16 protein-coding genes are annotated in these 18,877 nt (G+C 39.0%); all 16 read left to right on the plus strand.

The window, feature by feature from the left end; genetic code table 11:
- The first annotated feature begins 128 nt into the window (after nt 1–128).
- The 16 genes from HZA77_15045 to HZA77_15120 all read left to right on the plus strand — a co-directional run bounded on the left by HZA77_15045 (nt 129) and on the right by HZA77_15120 (nt 18,863).
- Nucleotides 129–1,091: a hypothetical protein gene (locus HZA77_15045; GenBank protein ID MBI5376748.1), complete on the plus strand. Its 963-nt coding sequence runs from the start codon at nt 129–131 to the stop codon at nt 1,089–1,091.
- Nucleotides 1,088–1,708 (plus strand): DedA family protein, encoded by a 621-nt coding sequence (locus tag HZA77_15050; protein MBI5376749.1) that lies wholly within the window; start codon nt 1,088–1,090, stop codon nt 1,706–1,708. Before HZA77_15045 ends, HZA77_15050 begins: the two co-directional genes overlap by 4 nt.
- A gap of 167 nt (nt 1,709–1,875) precedes the next feature.
- The gene (locus HZA77_15055; GenBank protein ID MBI5376750.1) at nt 1,876–3,063 is read left to right on the plus strand and encodes an aspartate aminotransferase family protein; all 1,188 of its coding nucleotides are present in this window, start codon (nt 1,876–1,878) and stop codon (nt 3,061–3,063) included.
- Nucleotides 3,064–3,093: 30 nt separating this feature from the next.
- A complete protein-coding gene (gene argF / locus HZA77_15060; GenBank protein ID MBI5376751.1) occupies nt 3,094–4,032 on the plus strand; it encodes an ornithine carbamoyltransferase in 939 nt (312 codons plus the stop codon).
- A gap of 25 nt (nt 4,033–4,057) precedes the next feature.
- Entirely contained in the window at nt 4,058–5,263 is a 1,206-nt protein-coding gene (locus HZA77_15065; GenBank protein ID MBI5376752.1) for an argininosuccinate synthase, read from the plus strand.
- On the plus strand, nt 5,260–6,654 hold the full coding sequence (argH, locus tag HZA77_15070) for an argininosuccinate lyase (protein MBI5376753.1): 1,395 nt from the start codon (nt 5,260–5,262) through the stop codon (nt 6,652–6,654). The genes HZA77_15065 and argH overlap by 4 nt, the downstream gene beginning before the upstream one ends.
- A 39-nt stretch (nt 6,655–6,693) precedes the next feature.
- Nucleotides 6,694–7,692, plus strand: coding sequence for a hypothetical protein (locus HZA77_15075; protein ID MBI5376754.1), 999 nt, complete (start codon nt 6,694–6,696; stop codon nt 7,690–7,692).
- A gap of 14 nt (nt 7,693–7,706) precedes the next feature.
- The gene (gene lysA, locus HZA77_15080) at nt 7,707–8,954 is read left to right on the plus strand and encodes a diaminopimelate decarboxylase (GenBank protein MBI5376755.1); all 1,248 of its coding nucleotides are present in this window, start codon (nt 7,707–7,709) and stop codon (nt 8,952–8,954) included.
- Nucleotides 8,955–8,983: 29 nt separating this feature from the next.
- Nucleotides 8,984–9,817, plus strand: a complete 834-nt coding sequence (locus tag HZA77_15085) for a diaminopimelate epimerase (GenBank protein ID MBI5376756.1) — start codon at nt 8,984–8,986, stop codon at nt 9,815–9,817.
- Nucleotides 9,818–9,831: 14 nt separating this feature from the next.
- Complete coding sequence (locus tag HZA77_15090; GenBank protein MBI5376757.1) at nt 9,832–10,710, plus strand: 4-hydroxy-tetrahydrodipicolinate synthase; 879 nt, start codon at nt 9,832–9,834, stop codon at nt 10,708–10,710.
- A 14-nt stretch (nt 10,711–10,724) separates the two neighbouring features.
- The gene (locus tag HZA77_15095; protein ID MBI5376758.1) at nt 10,725–11,525 is read left to right on the plus strand and encodes a 4-hydroxy-tetrahydrodipicolinate reductase; all 801 of its coding nucleotides are present in this window, start codon (nt 10,725–10,727) and stop codon (nt 11,523–11,525) included.
- A 133-nt stretch (nt 11,526–11,658) separates the two neighbouring features.
- Nucleotides 11,659–12,183 carry a DUF1295 domain-containing protein gene (locus HZA77_15100; GenBank protein MBI5376759.1) on the plus strand — a complete coding sequence of 175 codons (525 nt, stop codon included), beginning with the start codon at nt 11,659–11,661 and terminating at the stop codon, nt 12,181–12,183.
- A gap of 65 nt (nt 12,184–12,248) precedes the next feature.
- A complete protein-coding gene (locus HZA77_15105) occupies nt 12,249–13,484 on the plus strand; it encodes a beta-ketoacyl-[acyl-carrier-protein] synthase family protein (GenBank protein ID MBI5376760.1) in 1,236 nt (411 codons plus the stop codon).
- A gap of 9 nt (nt 13,485–13,493) precedes the next feature.
- Nucleotides 13,494–15,647: a GAF domain-containing protein gene (locus HZA77_15110; GenBank protein ID MBI5376761.1), complete on the plus strand. Its 2,154-nt coding sequence runs from the start codon at nt 13,494–13,496 to the stop codon at nt 15,645–15,647.
- Nucleotides 15,607–17,502: a sigma 54-interacting transcriptional regulator gene (locus HZA77_15115; protein MBI5376762.1), complete on the plus strand. Its 1,896-nt coding sequence runs from the start codon at nt 15,607–15,609 to the stop codon at nt 17,500–17,502. The genes HZA77_15110 and HZA77_15115 overlap by 41 nt, the downstream gene beginning before the upstream one ends.
- A gap of 5 nt (nt 17,503–17,507) precedes the next feature.
- Nucleotides 17,508–18,863, plus strand: a complete 1,356-nt coding sequence (locus HZA77_15120; protein ID MBI5376763.1) for a sigma-54-dependent Fis family transcriptional regulator — start codon at nt 17,508–17,510, stop codon at nt 18,861–18,863.
- Nucleotides 18,864–18,877: the final 14 nt, after the last annotated feature.

The following is an 18,877-nucleotide window of genomic DNA, read 5'->3' on the forward strand; positions in this document are numbered from 1 at the left end:
CTTGCAAGTATTTTTTAATTACAAAAAGAATAATATCATTTATCGTCAAAAATGTAAAAACATGCGGCGTAAGATTGATATATTCCAATCTCTGTGTTAGGAGAGCCGCAACAAAGGGGTGCCCTAAAATGCTCAAGGAAATAATTGAAGACCTCAGGCAATTCGACGGAATCAGGCGGAAAAAGGACATTAAGATTGTCAGTGAGGTATTAAAAGGTGCGTTCTGGCCTGATGATGTTGTAATTGGATTAGGCGATGATGCAGGGGTGATAAAATCGAAGTCAGACGATGAATATCTTCTCCTTGCATGCGACGGGATTCATCCTTACCTTGTTAAAAATGAGCCCTATGCAGCGGGTAAAGCTTCGGTAATGGTGAACGTGAGCGACATATACGCAATGGGCGGAACCCCGATTGCCGCTGTGAACGTAATCTCATACAGGTCAGAAGATGTTTTGAGAAAAATAATTGAGGGAATGAAGAATGCGTCCCTTAAGTTTAGGGTTCCTATGATAGGAGGACATATTCATCCAGGGGCTGATGAGGATGCGGTATCAGTTGCCATACTGGGACGTGCGACAAAGTTTATAACAAGCTTTGGCGCAAATCCCGGTGATGATATTATCCTTGCAGTTGACCTTAATGGAAAACAGGGATGCAAGTCCGTTAGCAGCTGGGATTCTAATTCCGGCAAGGAGTCAGCGGTTGTGCTAAGTCAACTGGGTGTTATGAACCAGCTTGCTGAAAAAGGGATAGTTACCGCGGCTAAGGACGTGAGTATGGGCGGAATTGCAGGAACTATAGCAATGCTTTTAGAATCTTCTAAAAAAGGGGGGATTATATACCTTGATAGAATACCTGCTCCCCAGGATATGGAGTTCAATAAGTGGATAAAAAGTTTTTTAAGCTACGGTTTCATAATTTCCTGTTTACCATCTAACAGCGATAGAGTTATATCGATGTTCAATACAGTTGGAATTACAGCAACGACAATTGGAAACATAGATGACTCAAAACAGTTTGTTCTTAACTGGCATGGAGAAAAAGAACTACTTTTTGATTTTAATAAGGATTATATTGCCTGCCCATGACAGATAAATTAATTGCCTTTCTTCTTTCCAATGAGAATGTGCTTGGCTACAGCGTACTTTTAGCGAGCTCGGTAATAGAGTATGTTTTTCCTCCATTTCCAGGTGACACTGTAACACTTTTTGGGGCCTTTCTTATTGCAACAAGGGGATGGAACTTTACTGCAGTCCTTGCAAGCGTTACACTTGGAAGCATAACCGGTTCATGTATAGATTATTATCTTGGCAGGAAGATTGGCGGCGCTTTTGTTAAGGATAACGGCAAGACAATAGCAGCCGGTAGCTACGGGGTTTTGACAGTCGAGCGCTATAATTATGTGAAAGAAAAGTTCGACAAATACGGCGCTCTTATCATTGTGATGAACAGGTTCATGCCCGGTGTCAGGGCCTTTTTCTTCATTGTCGCAGGCATTACGGGAATGAGCATCTGGAGCGTCCAGGCATATAACCTAATAAGCGTAATCCTCTGGAATGTTCTTATAATATGGGCAGGGATGCTGATTGGTAATAATTGGGAAAGACTTTTAAGTCTATCTCAAGCCTATTCTACCATTCTTGGTATTTTGGTAGTCATTTTCATTGTTGTTTTTGTAGTGAAATACTTCCGTAAAAAAAATTGAATAACTGATAATCCCTTACACCTAATTTGTTTAGCCTGTTTATTTAATAAAATAGTTTTTAAAAAAGTTAGATTTTAACAGAGATTTTACATAATTGAGATTTCTCTTGATAATAGGTGAATTCTGATATAAAAATTTGCCTTTACCTCAAAAAAAATGGCGTAAAAATGAACAAAGAAAATATAAAAGATGATGTATCTAAATATCTCATGAATACATACAAGAGATATCCTTTATGTTTTACTCACGGCGATGGGGTATATCTTTATGATTTATCCGGGAAAAAATATCTTGATTGTATAAGCGGCATAGGGGTTAATGCTCTGGGTTACGGGAATAGACAGATTACAGAAAGGATGAAAACCTGGGGGAATAAACCTCTCCACACTTCGAACCTTTTCTGTATAGAAAGCCAGGTTGAATTGGCAAGAATACTGATTGAAGAAAGTTTCCCGGGGAAGGTGTTTTTTGCAAACAGCGGAGCTGAGGCAAATGAAGCTGCAATAAAACTTGCACGAAAGTATTCTCTCCAAAAATATGGGAGTGAAAACAGGTATGAGATAATAACAATGAAAAATTCTTTCCACGGAAGGACATTTGCCACCATGTCAGCAACAGGACAGGATAAAATAAAGGCAGGTTATTCTCCGCTTCTTCCGGGTTTCAGGCATGTAGACTTCAATGACGGAGAGGGTCTTCTATCTGCAATTGATAAAAACACCTGCGCCGTTATGGTTGAGCCTGTTCAGGGCGAGGGCGGGGTGGTAGTTGCAAACAATGATTACCTCAAAGAACTAAGGCAGATATGCAATGAATGGGGTATCCTTCTTATTTATGATGAAGTCCAGACAGGTATAGGCCGGACCGGAAAAATGTTTGCCTATTCGCATTTCGATATTGAGCCTGATATTATTGCACTCGCAAAGGGGCTTGGCGGAGGGTTGCCTCTTGGTGCCATTGTTGCAAAGGATGATGTGGCTGCCGCGTTTTCACCGGGTGATCATGCAAGCACTTTCGGTGGAAACCCGCTTTCATGTGCTCTGGGTGTTGAAGTTTTAAATCAGTTGAGAGGTGGCATCCTTGAAAACTGCAAGACAATGGGTGTCTATTTCAAGGAAAAACTCAATGGGCTTATGAGCAAGCACAAAGGGATAAAACAAGTAAGAGGTCTTGGCCTTATGCTTGGTGTTGAATTTCAGGATGAGGCGACGGAGATAGTAAATAAATGTTTAAATGACGGACTTCTGGTAAACTGCACCAAGGGGAATGTAATAAGATTTCTGCCTCCTCTTATTATTAAAGAAGAAGAAATAGAAGAAGCCATGATTATATTTGAGAATCATATATTCTCTTAATGGATATTAATCTTGTGGATGATTGTGTGAATGAAAATGGGAAAACGTGATTTACTTACCATAGCTAATCTTACAGCGGATGAGGTAAGACACCTGCTTGACAGGGCAAAGCTTCTTAAGCAATGGAGGCTGCAGGGGATAGCCCACAAGCCGCTTGATGGTAAAACATTAGGGATGATATTCCATAAGCCATCAACGAGGACAAGAGTGACTTTTGAAGTAGGCATGTATCAGCTTGGAGGTCTTGCACTTTTTTTAAGCGAAAAAGAAATACAGCTCGGCCGCGGTGAAACTGTTGCAGACACATCGCAGGTTTTATCCCGTTACCTTGACAGTGTTGTCATAAGGACTTACAAACAGTCCGACCTTGAGGAGTTTGCATCTAAGGCGACAATCCCGGTAATTAACGGACTTTCGGATTCCTTCCATCCATGCCAGGTCCTCTCAGACATGATGACCATCGAAGAATATTTTAGCGGTCTCGACGGGATAAAAATGACTTACGTCGGTGATTTCAACAATGTTACTAATTCGCTTATTCTCGGAGCGCTCATGATGGGGATATCACTTACGGTAGCGTGTCCGGAAGGATATGTCGTGTCTGACGAGCTAAAAGAGAAACTGGCTTTGGTTGAAAAGAATGCCAAAGGGACATACAAGGTAATGACAGACCCATTCGAAGCTGTTAAGGGAGCGGATATAATATATACCGATGTCTGGGTAAGCATGGGGCAGGAGGATCAACATGATGAGAAACTGAAATATTTTGCTCCATACCAGGTTAACAGCAAGCTTGTTGCGAGTGCCCCTGAAGGAGTAAAGATAATGCATTGTTTGCCAGCTCACAGGGATGAAGAGATAACTTCTGATGTCCTTGACAGCGCAAATTCCATAATATTTGACCAGGCTGAGAATCGTCTGCATCTGCAAAAAGCAGTGCTTGAATTCCTGATGGCAGAGACATTTTAATAATCAGATTTAAGGAGATATCAAGATGGGAAAGAAGATAGTCCTTGCTTATTCCGGTGGTCTCGACACATCCGTAATTTTAAGGTGGCTTAAAGAAAATTACATGTGCGATGTTATAGCGTTCATAGCCGATCTAGGACAAGGGGAGGAGCTTGAAGAAGCAAGGGAGAAGGCAATAAAAACCGGTGCAAGCAAAGTTTATGTTGAAGATCTAAAAGAAGAGTTCGTAAAGGATTTCGTTTTCCCCATGCTTAGAGGGAATGCAATATACGAGGGGAGCTATCTACTTGGTACATCAATTGCCCGTCCTCTTATTGCAAAGAAGCAAATAGAAATAGCTAAAAAAGAAAAAGCAGAATATGTTTCACATGGGGCTACAGGCAAAGGCAATGATCAGGTAAGATTTGAGCTTAGTTATTATGCCCTAAATCCGTCTATAAATGTTATCGCGCCGTGGCGTGAATGGGAGCTTGATTCGCGGGAAGCGCTGATAACATATGCAAAAAAATGGAATATCCCTGTTCCTGTTACAGCGGCTAAACCTTATTCTTCAGACCGGAATATCCTTCACATAAGCTTTGAGGGAGGAATATTAGAAGACCCCTGGAATGAGCCTCCTTCAAACATGTTTGCTCTTTCTGTTTCGCCTGAAAAAGCGCCTGATAAACCCAAATATATTGAGATAACATTCGAAAAAGGAAATCCGGTAGCCATTGATGGTAAAAAAATGAAATCTCATGAGCTTTTAAAGGAGTTAAACAAGATAGGCGGTGAGAACGGCATAGGAAGGGTTGACCTTGTTGAAAACAGGTGTGTAGGCATGAAATCCAGAGGTGTATATGAAACACCAGGAGGAACAATAATTTACGTTGCTCATCGAGCACTTGAATCAATAACGCTTGACCGTGAGGTAATGCATCTCAGAGATTCGCTGATACCGGATTATGCCAGGATGATATATTACGGATACTGGTTCAGTCCTGAACGCAGATTGATGCAGCAGATGATAGATGAGTCGCAGCAGCATGTCTCTGGTGTTGTGAGGCTTAAGCTGTACAAGGGAAACTGTATTGTATGCGGCAGAAAATCCCCCAACTCCCTCTACAGAGAAGAGATTGTTACCTTTGAAAAGGGGAAGGGTTACAGACAAGCGGATGCAACGGGATTTATAAACCTTAATTCGCTCAGGCTTAAAATCAACTCAAAAGTGCAGGGAAAGAAAAAAGGCTGAAGATGAAAAAACTTTGGGGCGGGAGGTTCGAGGCTGCTACTGACAGGATTGTCGATGAATTCACTGCATCGATAGACTTTGATAAGCGCCTTTACAGGCATGATATAGAAGGGAACATCGCCCACTGCAAAATGCTTCAAAAAGTTGGAATAATTTCAGCTTCCGAATGCAGAAAGATTACCTCCACGCTCAAAGAGATAGAAAACGAGATAGCATCAGGCAAGGCGAAGTTTACTCCTGAAGTTGAAGATATCCATATGTACATTGAAGGAAAACTTATCGAAAAAGCAGGAGAAACAGGGAAGAAACTCCATACAGGAAGAAGCCGCAACGACCAGGTTGCCCTTGATACAAGAATGTATCTTAAGGATGAGATAAAGGAGATATTTACTCTCCTTAAGCAATTCATCAGCGAGATTGCAGCAGCAGCTGAAAAACAGATCGATGTTGTAATGCCGGGCTATACGCATATGCAGCATGCGCAGTCTGTTCTACTTTCACATCACCTTCATGCTTATACGGAGATGCTGCTGCGCGATATCGGAAGGCTTAAACAATGTTATAAGAGCGCAGACGTAATGCCCCTTGGCGCTGGAGCGCTTGCAGGTTCAAGTTTTCCGCTTGACCGGGAATATGTTGCGAAGCTTTTGGGTTTTTCATCTGTTACGGCAAACAGCATGGATACAGTGAGTGATAGGGACTATCAACTGGAATTTATTTTCTTTTCTTCCCTGCTCTTTATGCATTTAAGCAGAATGTGTGAGGAATTAATACTCTGGAACGGGACAGAATTTTCCTTTGTTGAGCTTCCCGATGAATTTACCACAGGAAGCAGCATGATGCCGCAGAAGAAGAATCCGGATGTACTCGAACTTGTCCGCGGCAAGACCGGAAGAGTTTACGGAAGTCTTATATCTGTTCTTACGCTTCTTAAGGCACAACCTCTTACCTATAACAGAGATATGCAGGAGGACAAGGAAGCTCTCTTTGATACAGCAGATACAGTAAAGAAGTCTCTTTTAGTGCTTGGGAAATTCTTTGGTAAGATTAAGTTCAACCGTGCCAGACTCGAGTACGAGGCAGGAGAGGGGTTCATGGAAGCAACAGATTTGGCTGACTACCTTGTTATGAAGTTAGTTCCTTTCAGGCAGGCACATGAAGTTTCCGGAAAGATTGTCATCTATTGTTTGAATAAGAAAAAGAAACTGAGAGATCTTTCCATGAATGAACTTATGAGTTTTCATAAGGGATTTTGCGAAGACGTATTGGGAATACTTGATCCAAAAAGCTCTGTAAAAAGAAAAAAAACTTCCGGGAGTACATCTCCTGCGGAAGTTAAAAAGAACATTAAGCGTCTATATGGTATCCTCGGGAAACTCAAACTTTCCTGATTTGTGAAAAGTTTTTTAATTAATATATCCGGTTTGCTAATGAAAAAGATTTTGTTCCCCATATTGCTTGTTGCTGTGCTCACAATTCTGTCATGCGGCAAAAAAGCACCTCCTAAACTTTTCGATACAGGAAAGATTTCAAAAATGACTGTTAATAAAGCGGAGGTATCTGAAGGTAAAATAAGCTTTTCATGGGAGCCTGTTGTGGATGTCGTAGAGCCGGCTTATTATGACATTTACCGAAGTGCCGGGGATGAAAAATTCACTAAAATATCTACGCTTGATTCAGGCAAGAAGGATAGCGAGGGTTCCTATGTATTTAGTGAGACTTCGGGTATGAAAGAAGGAGAATGGTACCACTATATCGTGGCATCAATGGATAAGGATGGTAATATCATAAGGATAAGCGATACGATTGATATTTATTATTCCGTTGAACCGTCGCCACCTTCAGACGTTAAGGCTGTCCTGGTAAATAATTATGTACGTCTTATGTGGTTGTCGCCTACGACCAAGGTTGATGGTACACCTATTAAAGAAGTTACTGGTTATAATGTTTACAGGAAAAAAGAAGATCAAAAATATTTCAGACCTATTAATGCAACTCTTATAACCAAGAACAGCTTCATTGATATGTCCGTTCAAAAGGATAATACTTATTATTATATTGTCAGGGCGGTTGATAATTATATTCCTCCATGGCATGAAAGCCGCACGTCAGATGTAGCAGAGGCGGATTTTCCTGATCTCATACCTCCGGAACCGCCAGCCTTGAAGGTTATTGGAGCTGCCGGAAGAATAAGCCTGAGCTGGCAGAAGAGCAGTTCTGACGATGTGCTTGGATATAAAATATACAGAAGCACTTCAGCGGAGGGAGAGTACGAAAATCTCAATCAGGATATAGCCTCCAATGAATATTATGATGATATGAATGTTGAAATCGGGAAGGAATATTTCTATAAAATAAAGGCAGTTGACAATTCAAAGAGGAAAAATGAAAGTGCTTTTTCAAATATCGTATCGGATAAGGCTTTTTAGGGGAGATTTTGATAATGAATGAATTCAAGTACCGCAAAGGCAAACTTTATTGTGAAGATGTTCCTGTTGAGGAAATAGCAGAAAAGGTCGGAACACCATTTTATCTCTACAGCAAAGAAACAATCCTCAGACATTATAAGGCAATTGATGGGGCATTTAAAAAAATAAAGCATATTACCTGCTTTGCCATGAAAGCCAATTCGAATCTCTCCATTCTTTCGCTGCTTGCAGGGTGCGGGGCCGGAGCTGATATCGTGTCGGGCGGTGAACTTTACAGGGCAAGAAAGGCAGGAGTACCGGCAAATAAAATACTTTTTTCAGGGGTAGGAAAGTCAACTGGAGAAATTGAATATGCGCTTCGCTCAGGGATTCTGATGTTCAATATCGAGTCATCTGAAGAGGCTGAGGTCATAAATGATATAGCAGGAAGACTCAGGAAGAAAGCTCCGGTGTCTTTCAGGATAAATCCTGATGTTGATCCAAAAACTCATCCATATATTTCAACGGGTCTTAAGAAAAACAAGTTTGGGATAAACATCAATGATGCTGTTGCTGAATACAGGAAAGCGAAGATAATGAAGTGGCTTGATGTTGTAGGCATTCATTACCATATAGGATCACAGCTTACTTCGGTTTCACCATTTGTTGATTCATTGAAAAGGACAAAAGTCCTCCTTCAAAACCTGAGAAAAGAAGGAATAGATATAAGGTATTTTGACATGGGTGGAGGTCTTGGAATAACATATAAGGATGAAGAGCCGCCGCATCCGAAAAATTATGCTGCAGCATTGATGCCGTATCTTGCTGATCTTGGCTGCACCGTTCTTCTGGAGCCAGGAAGGGTGATAGTCGGTAATGCCGGTATACTGGTTACAAAGGTTATGTTTACAAAGACAAATGGTATAAAGAATTTTGTAATAGTAGATGCAGGAATGAATGACCTTGTAAGGCCAAGTCTTTACGGCGCGTATCAGGAAATAGTTCCTGTGAAAAAGGTTAAATCTGAAAAGATTGAGGCTGATGTTGTAGGTCCGATATGCGAGTCAGGAGATTTTCTTGCAAAGGACAGGATGATAGCTCCGGCCAAAAGAGGAGATCTGCTGGCTGTAATGAGTGCAGGTGCTTATGGTTTCACCATGAGTTCAAATTATAATTCAAGGCCGCGTGTCGCTGAGGTTTTGGTAGATAAGAAGAAGGTTTCAGTGGTTAGAAAGAGAGAGAACTATGGTGACCTTGTAAGGGGAGAGAAGGTTTCAGATTAACAACCTAGTGATATAGCAGGTTAGAAATTATGACAGACAGAATAAAATTTACAAAGATGACAGGAAGCGGGAATGATTTCATATTGATAGATATTATGAGCCAGAAACTTCCTGCGAACGATCTTTCAGCTTTTACGAGAAAGATCTGCCACAGATCTCTTTCTCTTGGAGCAGATGGCGCAATTTTCTTAGAACACTCAGACAAGGCTGATTTTAAGTGGCGCTTTTATAATTCTGACGGAAGTGAAGCTGAAATGTGCGGTAACGGCAGCAGGTGTGCGGCAAGGTTTGCGTTTATTAATAAGATTGCAGGCTCCCGTGTGACCTTTGAAACAAAAGCAGGCATAATAAAGGCTGAAGTAAATGGCTCTGAAGTAAAGACAGAGCTTACAAAGCCAAAAAATTTGAAGAAGGATATACATGTCAATGTTTTTGGAAATGATATGTCTGTCCAGTTTATTAATACTGGTGTTCCACATGCTGTGATATTCATTGATGATATTGAGAAATGTGAGGTTGAAAAAATAGGACGCGAAATCAGATTCCACCAGGAATTTAAACCGGCGGGGACAAACGTAAATTTTGTAAAACCTATTGATGGAAATATGATAAGAGTGAGGACTTATGAAAGAGGAGTTGAAGGGGAAACACTGGCTTGCGGAACCGGCTCTGTTGCTTCTTCGATATTTCACAGTATAAATACAGGTGCAAGTTCGCCAATTTCAGTTAAAACACAGGGTGGCGAGATACTTAAAGTTTTTGTTGTAAGAAATGGTGATAGCATAAGCAATGTTTCCCTTCAGGGGATGACTCGCATAATTTGTGATGGAGAACTTGACAGGGAATCTTGGGAGTATTTATGAAAGGAGAGAGGAAAATGTTTACAGGTAGTCTTGTCGCAATAGTTACTCCTTTTAAAGATGACGGGTTTGACAGGAAAGCTTATGCGGGTCTGATAGAATTCCATGCAAAGAATGGTACGAACGGCATTGTTCCATGCGGGACTACCGGGGAATCTGCCACTCTTACCCCTGAGGAGCACAAAGAGGTAATAGAGTTTACTATAGATAAGGTTTCAGGAAGGATGCCTGTGGTAGCCGGCACAGGTTCCAACTCGACTAAAGAGGCGATACACCTTACAAAACATGCTGAAAAAAACGGTGCGGATGCTGCACTTCTTATAGCTCCATATTATAATAGACCAACTCAGGATGGTTTATATGCCCACTTCAAGGCTATAGCTGATGAGGTTTCAATCCCACTCATTTTATATAATATCCCGTCACGTACCGGGGTGAATATGGAACCATCAACAATAGCAAGACTTGCAGAACATAAGAATATTGTCGGGATAAAAGAAGCATCAGGTTCGCTGGGACAGATGCAGGATATAATTGCGTTATGTCCTGATGATTTTATTCTGCTTTCTGGTGACGACGGATTGTTGTTGCCTGTACTTTCCATTGGAGGGAAGGGTGTTATCTCTGTCGTTGCCAATATAGTTCCTGCAATGGTTATTGATCTCATAAAGACATATGAAAAAGGTGACATGAAGAGAGCACTGAAATTAAACTATGGACTTCTCTCTCTTACGAAATCCATGTTCCTTGAAACAAATCCTGTACCGGTAAAAACAGCACTTTCCATGATGGGGATGATGAAGAATGAAATAAGGCTTCCGCTCGCTCCTATGAGAAAAGAAAATATTACTAAATTAGCGGCATGTCTCAGGCAAGCTAAATTAATTAAGAAATAAAGGTGGTAAATAAAATGATAAGAGTAGTAGTTGCAGGTGCACTTGGCAGGATGGGTCAGAGGATCATAGAGGCAATAAGGGATACTGGTGGTGTGACCCTTGTTGGCGGGACTGAATTACCTGAGCACAGAAAATGTGGTGTGGAAATAGAATTTGAAAAAGACGGAGTGAAGAGCGCAGTAAAAATAACAGGGAAGATAGAAGATGTACTGGATAAATCTGATGTTGTAATAGATTTCACGCGGCCGCTTGCAACCATGCAGACCCTTAAAATCGCCCAGGAGCTGGGGAAAGCAGTTGTCATAGGTACAACGGGTTTTGATGAAAGGCAAAAAAAGACAATTGAAGAGGCAGGTAAAAATATTCCAATTGTAATCTCTCCGAATATGAGCATTGGTGTTAATCTTCTTTTTGAGCTTACAGCAAAAGCAGCACGAATATTGCGGGATGAGTATGATGTTGAAATATATGAGGCTCACCACCGTAATAAGGTTGATGCCCCGAGCGGTACAGCCATGCGTTTGGCAGAGATACTAGCAGATGAGCTTGGGCGTGATCTCAGGGAGTCAGGAATTTACGGCAGAAAAGGAATCGTAGGCGAAAGGACACGGGAAGAAATAGGTATCCACAGCATAAGAGGTGGGGATATCGTAGGGGATCATACAGTTCTCTTTGCAGGAATGGGTGAAAGGGTAGAGCTTATTCATCGAGCACATACCAGAGATACATTTGCAAGAGGTGCTGTTCGCGCCGCAATCTTTGTTGCTGGGAAAGAACCTGGAGTCTACTCCATGAGAGATGTACTGGGGTTCTGACGGATAGTTTGTCAAATCATTCTATATTTAAATATTGCCTCTTTTCTGATATCTATTGTCCGGGTCTTCTCAATGTGTTATATCTTTATTGCTTTTTATATACAGTAATAAATTATTCTCGGGGATAACGGGGGTGAACGGGGAAACTATTCTATTCATAATATTCATTGTGTTCATGTCAGTGCAAAGATTGATTGAAACTTTTTCTAAAAGAGAAAAGACTGAAGGTTCAATCTATTATTCATGGACATTCAGAGCGCTTCAGATAACACACATGATGATAGTTGCAGGATGTATTGTAGAATTTTTTGTTCTCAGGAGAGAGATTAATATAGTAATAACTGTGGTAGGTTTCTCTCTTTATCTGGTCGGAATCGCCGGAAGAAATATTTCTATATCCCAATTGGGCAGGTATCATAGTGTACATATAGAGTTGAGAGAACCCCATCCGCTTATTAAGAAAGGCCTATACCGATTTACAAGGCATCCATATTATTTCTCAGTTATATGCGAGATGCTCGGATTCCCACTTGTTGGCAATACGTATTTTACTCTCATCGCTGTAATAGTAATTTATTTACCTCTTATGATAATGCGAATTGTTCTTGAAGAAAAAGTTATGCATGAAAAATTTGGAGTTGATTATATTGTGTGGTAAAATAGAAATGATTGATTTAGGCAATAAAATGCAATTAAATAAGAATCCATCATGGAGGAGAGTTGTTGAAGAAAAGGGCAGTTATTACGGGTTTAGGAATTGTTTCGGCCATTGGTATAGGGAAGGATGATTTCTGGAAGTCGTTAAAGAACGGGGTTTCCGGAATTGATGTAATAAAAAGTTTTGATGCCTCGACATTTCCCTGCAAATTAGCAGCGGAAGCTAATGACTTTAATCCTGAAGATTATATGTCTAGTCAGGATTCAAGGAGAATTGACCGCTTTGCGCAGTTTGGTATTGCCGCTGCTAAAATGGCTGTAGCAGATGCCGGAATTAATCTTGAACATGAAGACAAGAACCGGATAGGTGTGATTGTCGGTACTTCTGTTGGAGCACTTGCTATAGGTGAGAGACAGCATGCCATATTTATGGAAAAGGGATACAAGCGTATCAATCCTTTTTTTGCGACATCCATAATACCAAGCTCATGTACCAGCCAGATCATGATAAACCTCGGACTTACAGGACCATGTTATACAATAACTACAGCCTGTGCCTCATCAACTTCAGCTGTTGGAGAAGCATTGGAATTAATACGTTCAGGAAGGACTGATATAGTTATTGCCGGGGGTTCAGAAACACCAATAACCCCATTTGCTTTAGGAACTTTTGCCAATGTTAATCTACTAAGCACAGGAACTGGAGATCCAAAAAAAGTTTACAAACCTTTTGATGCTAAAAGAGATGGCATTATCTTTGGTGAAGGATCAGGATTATTTGTGATAGAAGAATATGAAAGGGCTAAAAAAAGGGGGGCAAGGATTTATTCTGAACTGACTGGATATGGATATTCTTCAGATGCATATCATGTAATGACACCTCTGCCTGATTCAGCACAGGCTGAAAGAGCGCTCGGAATGGCTCTGAATGATGCAGGAATTACAGCAGAGAAAATAGATTACATTAACCCGCATGCAAGCGGGACAATCTTTAATGACAGAGCCGAATCATTGGCCATTAAAAAAATATTTGGGGAACTTTCGAACAAAATTATTGTTAGTGCCACAAAACCATATGTTGGTCATGCAATGGGAGGATGCGGTGGGATCGAAATTGCTGCGTGTCTTCTTATGATGCAAAATGATTTTATACACCCGACTCTTAACCTTACAGAACCTGATTGCGAATGCGATCTTTGTTTTGCTTCTCCGTTAGGAGAAAATAAGAAGTTAAACTATATTTTGAAAATCTCTTTTGGTTTTGGTGGGTATAATGCTGCCTGTATTTTTAAAAAGATATAAACTCAGGCAATGAACATCTATTCTTTAGGCTTCCTCTTCGGGACAGCTTTTACTCTTTCCTCTGGATTTTTTGTCTATAGAAAAAATAGACGCAGTATAACCAACATTACCTGGCTTTTACTCTGCATCAGCGTATCTATCTGGCAATTCGGCAGATTTTATATGTCTATTGCTGAAACGGCAGAAGGTGCTTTGCAATGGTGCAGAATCCTTTATGTAGGCGCCATATTTATACCTATTTTCAGCATACATTTTATATTGGCTTTCATAAATAAACTTGAAAAGAGAAAGGCTATACTTGTTGGAGCATATGTTACCGGATTTATAGAGCTGATTTTAAGTTTTACTCCTTATTTTATAACGGGTGTTGAGGTACGAACAGATTTAGGTTTTTACGAAATTCCTGGAAAGATTTATATAGCCCATTTTGTTGCTTTTATGGCTGCTGCATTGCTCATAATTTATGATCTTTTTTCGGAATTTCTTTCAACGCAGATGGCAATAAGAAAAAACCAGATAAAGTTTCTTTTTATTGCCTCTTTCTTTGGTTATTTAAGCGGACTGACATCTTTTTTCCCGCTGGTATGGAAAAATATTCCGCTCATTGCATCTCCTTTTACAGCCATATATGTTTTCATTGTAAGCTATGCCATAATAAAGTACAGCCTCCTTGATATAACCGTAGTTATAAAAAGAAGTATTATTTACTCGATAATTATTCTGATTCTCGTTGTTCCATGTTATATAATTGTGATCTGGACTCAGAAGATTGTATTTGGGGAAGTAAGTCTACCGTTCAGCTTTATAGTGCTTGCACTTTTTATGTTAGTTGGTTTGATTTTTCCGCGTGCGAAAGTTGGTACTGAAAAAACACTAGAACAGATTCTCTTTAAGCGTGAGAAATCTATTGAGGAGACTATACATAATCTCAGTAATGCCATGGCTAATATGCTTGATATGGCACCGTTGATTAATATTATGGTTGAAACAATAGTAAAAAAACTTGATATTGAGCGCGCACTTGTACTTCTTCTTGATGAGGAAAGAAAAGAATTTAGGATTACAGCATCATGTGGGACTGGTGAGGAACCCGCTGAAAAGAACTACGAAGCAAGTGATTTCTTTTTTCAATGGCTTGCACGCAGAGGTTCTACCGTAATAAAAGAAGAAATTATGGAGAACAGAAATGAACCAAGATCTGATACAATAATTCAAAGGATGAACAGCATTCTTGCTGAAGTATTAGTGCCAATTATTTCCAGATCAAAAATGATAGGAGTGCTCTGTCTAGGTAAGAAGGCAAGCTCAGAGATTTACAATGAAAACGAATTAAAGCTTTTCCAGACACTTACAAATCAATTTGCGGTTTATGTTGAGAATGCCAAGCTTTACGAGAATTTGAAAGAGTCTAAGAACCTAATGCGCAGATCTGACCGTTTAGCTTCCTTGGGCCAACTTGCTGCAGGTCTTGCGCATGAAATACGCAACCCACTTGTTTCAATTAAAACTTTTTTACAGCTTCTTCCGGAAAGGATTGACGACGAGGAATTCAGAACATCTTTTCTTGGTCTTACAGTAGATGAGGTCGATCGGATTGGAAGGCTTTTAAGCGAATTATTGGATTTTTCAAAACCATCAAAACCTAATTTTACTGAAGAAAATCTTAATGAGATAGTAGACAAAATAATAATGCTTGTAGTAAATGAAGCGAAAAAGAAACATATTGAGATCGAAAGAAACTATCATGACTCATTAAAAAGGGTATTTATAGATAAAGAGCAAATAAAGCAAGTATTCCTAAACATTGCGTTAAATGCTATACAGTCAACTCCGGAAAATGGTAAAATAAGAATTGAAACAAGAAATATTTCTCCAAATGGAAAAACATATGTTCAGGTTGAAGTGTCAGATACTGGAGAAGGTATACCTCCAGATGATTTGGAGAATATTTTCAATCCCTTTTTTACAAAAAAGCATGGAGGATCTGGGTTGGGTTTATCTATTAGCCACCAGATAATACAAGAACATATGGGGGTTATAAAAGTAGAAAGTGAAGTTGGAGTGGGCAGCTCATTTTATGTGAATTTGCCAGTAGATCCATTGTCACTTAATCGAAGGAAGTATGAAAACAGACAATATGAAGAAGAAAATACTGATAATTGATGATTCTCCTGCATTTAGAGAATCTTTAAAGATTATCCTTAAGAATACATATGATGTAACAACATATGATGCTTTTGATAGAATTGATGAAATCCTTACTGATAGTGATGCTGATCTCTTTATTCTGGGTTCAAACTTCCAGTATCCTTCAAAAAATTTAGATTTAAAAAAAATTCATTTTCATGTTCAAGGTAGACCTGTTATTCTTATGTTCGGGGACGAACCGAGTGTTATCTCTCAAATACCTTCATTCAGAAATAATGAAGTCATTCCAAGAGATGCCAAGTCTATTCTCAATATTTTAGATTTAGTTGAAAAGATGTTGCTGAGAAATGTTCAGCAGATAAATTACCACTCTGATGATAATGGCAAGGCTCTAGATAATGAATTTAATTTACTTTCCTTGATTGATAACGGGTTGACAGATACGCTTATGCAGTTAGCGGGGAATACAGTTCCTGTTTTCATAGGTGGTGAAACTGGTACACCAAAGGAGATAATAGCGAGGGTTATACATGACAACTCACCTCTACGAAGTAAAACTTTTTTAAAAATATCCGGAAGAGATTTATCAGAGAATGGTCTCTATGAGCGTCTTGTTGGTTCTCTTCGTCAAGGCAATATATTGGCAGGAACTATCTACATTGAAGAGCTTTCCTACCTCCAGTATGCTGTTCAAGGGAAACTTGTAAGCCTTATTGATGGTATAATTGAAGATGAATTGAAAAGTTACGGGATAGACTCAATAAAAATTATGGTAATTGGTTCATCTCAAAATGAGTTAAGAACTATTTTAAAGGAAGGAAAACTTTCTGACGAGTTTTACTACAAAATTTCATCCATCCCATTTTTTATTCCTCCGTTGAGAGAAAGAACATCTGAAATTAAAAAGATTGCTGAAGAAATCGCTTTGCAAACAACTTACATCTACTCATTGCGGTTAAAAAGTTTTACAACTGATGCCATTAAGCTGATGGAAACTTATCTTTGGCCTGGGAATTTAGATGAATTTAAAAGTGTAATTGTAAGGAGTATTGCCTTTTCAAAAAAGAATATTATTGATGTTGATGATGTTAAATTCTTTTTTGGGAGTCGTGAGTTAAATTTTGTTTCTTCAATATTTGAAAATAATAATTCTTTAGTAAAAGAAGAAGTAAAATCATCAGAAGAATCTGATTTAAAGTCTGTTGAAAATGATATTAAACATAATGATATTATTATGAACCTTGCCCATGAAATAAAAAACCCACTTGTTGGAATAAAGACTTTTGCTAGCCTGCTTCCGCATAAATATAGTGATGAAGAATTCAGAAATGATTTTTACAAAATAGTTACTGCTGATGTTAATAGGATAGATAGCCTTGTTGAGAGGATAATCGAATTTAAAAATGCCAGTCTTGGGTTTGAAGAAAGATGTAATATCAATGAACTTATAAAAGAAGTTGCAGAGGAATCTGTAGAAATAATAGCTGAGAAAAATTTAAGCATTGAGGTGAAACTAGGGGATGATGTCCCTACTGTTGTTGGGTTGAGGAATGCCTTTAAATATGCACTTGATAATCTTATAAGAGTTGTAGCTGAAGATTGCAAAAGAGGAGGAAAGCTAAGGTTTACAGCTAGACGTTACAATGCTAATGGAGAAGGACCTATGGTTGAAGTCCAACTGTTAGGTGAAATGGAACAAGATAAGCCAATTGAAAACTCTCTAAAAATGGATGGCACTGCATTTCTTTTGGCAAAGAGAGCTATAGAGAGATATGATACAGCAGTTATAAGACACAATGAAGAAAAAGAAGGGTATTCAGGTTTTATACTTAAACTAAAACAGATTACTGATCCTCTTCTTGGAGAGTAAAGTAGATGAAAAAAATTCTTATAGTAGATGATGAGCTTAGCGTTAGAGAGTCTCTCAGGATTATATTCAAAAATGATTATAAAATTATTTTAGCAAATAACGGCGAAGAAGCAGTGAAAATCGTTGAAGGCGAATCTCCTGATGTTATGCTCCTCGATATTATCATGCCAGGGATAGATGGGATAGAAGTATTAAAAAGAATTAAGACAATAAATCCAAGTATAAATGTCATAATGTTGACAGCTACAAAAACATTAAAAACAGCTGTTTCTGCTATGAAGATAGGTGCTCATGACTATATCACAAAACCATTTGATATTGATGAGATAAAAGCTATTGTCAGCAAAGCCTGTATTATTAAGCGACATTCATTATATAGTGAATCTTCTGAGGATAGTATAGATCCTTTTAAAAACATAATAGGTGATTCCTTGAAGATGAAGCAGATTTCTGAAACTGTTGGAAAAATTGCTTCAACGGAATCAACTGTTCTAATAACAGGTGAAAGTGGAACAGGAAAAGAATTGATAGCAAAGGTTATTCATAGATTAAGTTCGAGAGAAAAAGGTCCATTTGTTGCGATAAACTGTGCTGCCATACCTGAAATGCTAATAGAAAGTGAATTGTTTGGTGCAGAAAAAGGTGCCTATACCAGCTCAGTTTCCATGAGAATAGGTAAATTTGAGCAGGCAAATGGCGGTACGCTTTTTCTCGATGAAATTGCCGATATTCCTCTCTCGATGCAGGCGAAAATTCTCAGGGCAATACAGGAGAGAGAATTTAACCGTATTGGGGGAGTGAGGACAATAAGTGTGGATATTAGGCTGATAGCAGCTACAAACAAAGACCTTGAAGAGGAAGTTGCAAAAAAGAATTTTCGTTCAGATCTTTTTTATAGAATTAATGTTGTGCCAATTAACATGCCTTCACTTGCAGAAAGAAAAGAAGACATTCCCCTGATTATTGACTATTTTATAAAAAAGAAGTCGGCAGAGCTTGGAATAGAGTGTAAAACCATAAGTGATGAGGCTGTGCAGGTTCTTAAGGAATATACATGGCCAGGAAACGTAAGGGAACTTGAAAATACCATTGAACGACTTATGGTTCTTGTACAAAACAAAGAAATCTTAAGGAGTGATTTGCCTGAACATCTTTCTAAACAAAATTTGCTTATGGAACTAAAAAGAAATGTAATTACAAAAAATATGCTTTTTTACGATGCTGAAAAGGAATTGGAAAAGGAGCTAATCGTTGACGCACTTAAAAAAGCTAATAATATTCAAACGAGAGCTGCTGATATACTTGGTATAAGCAGACGGATGCTTAAATATAAAATGGAAAAGCATGGAATAGAAGTTTAAGATTGTACATTTAT

This window comes from Candidatus Schekmanbacteria bacterium (genome assembly GCA_016219965.1).
In the GTDB taxonomy this organism is placed as follows: domain Bacteria; phylum Schekmanbacteria; class GWA2-38-11; order GWA2-38-11; family J061; genus JACRJM01.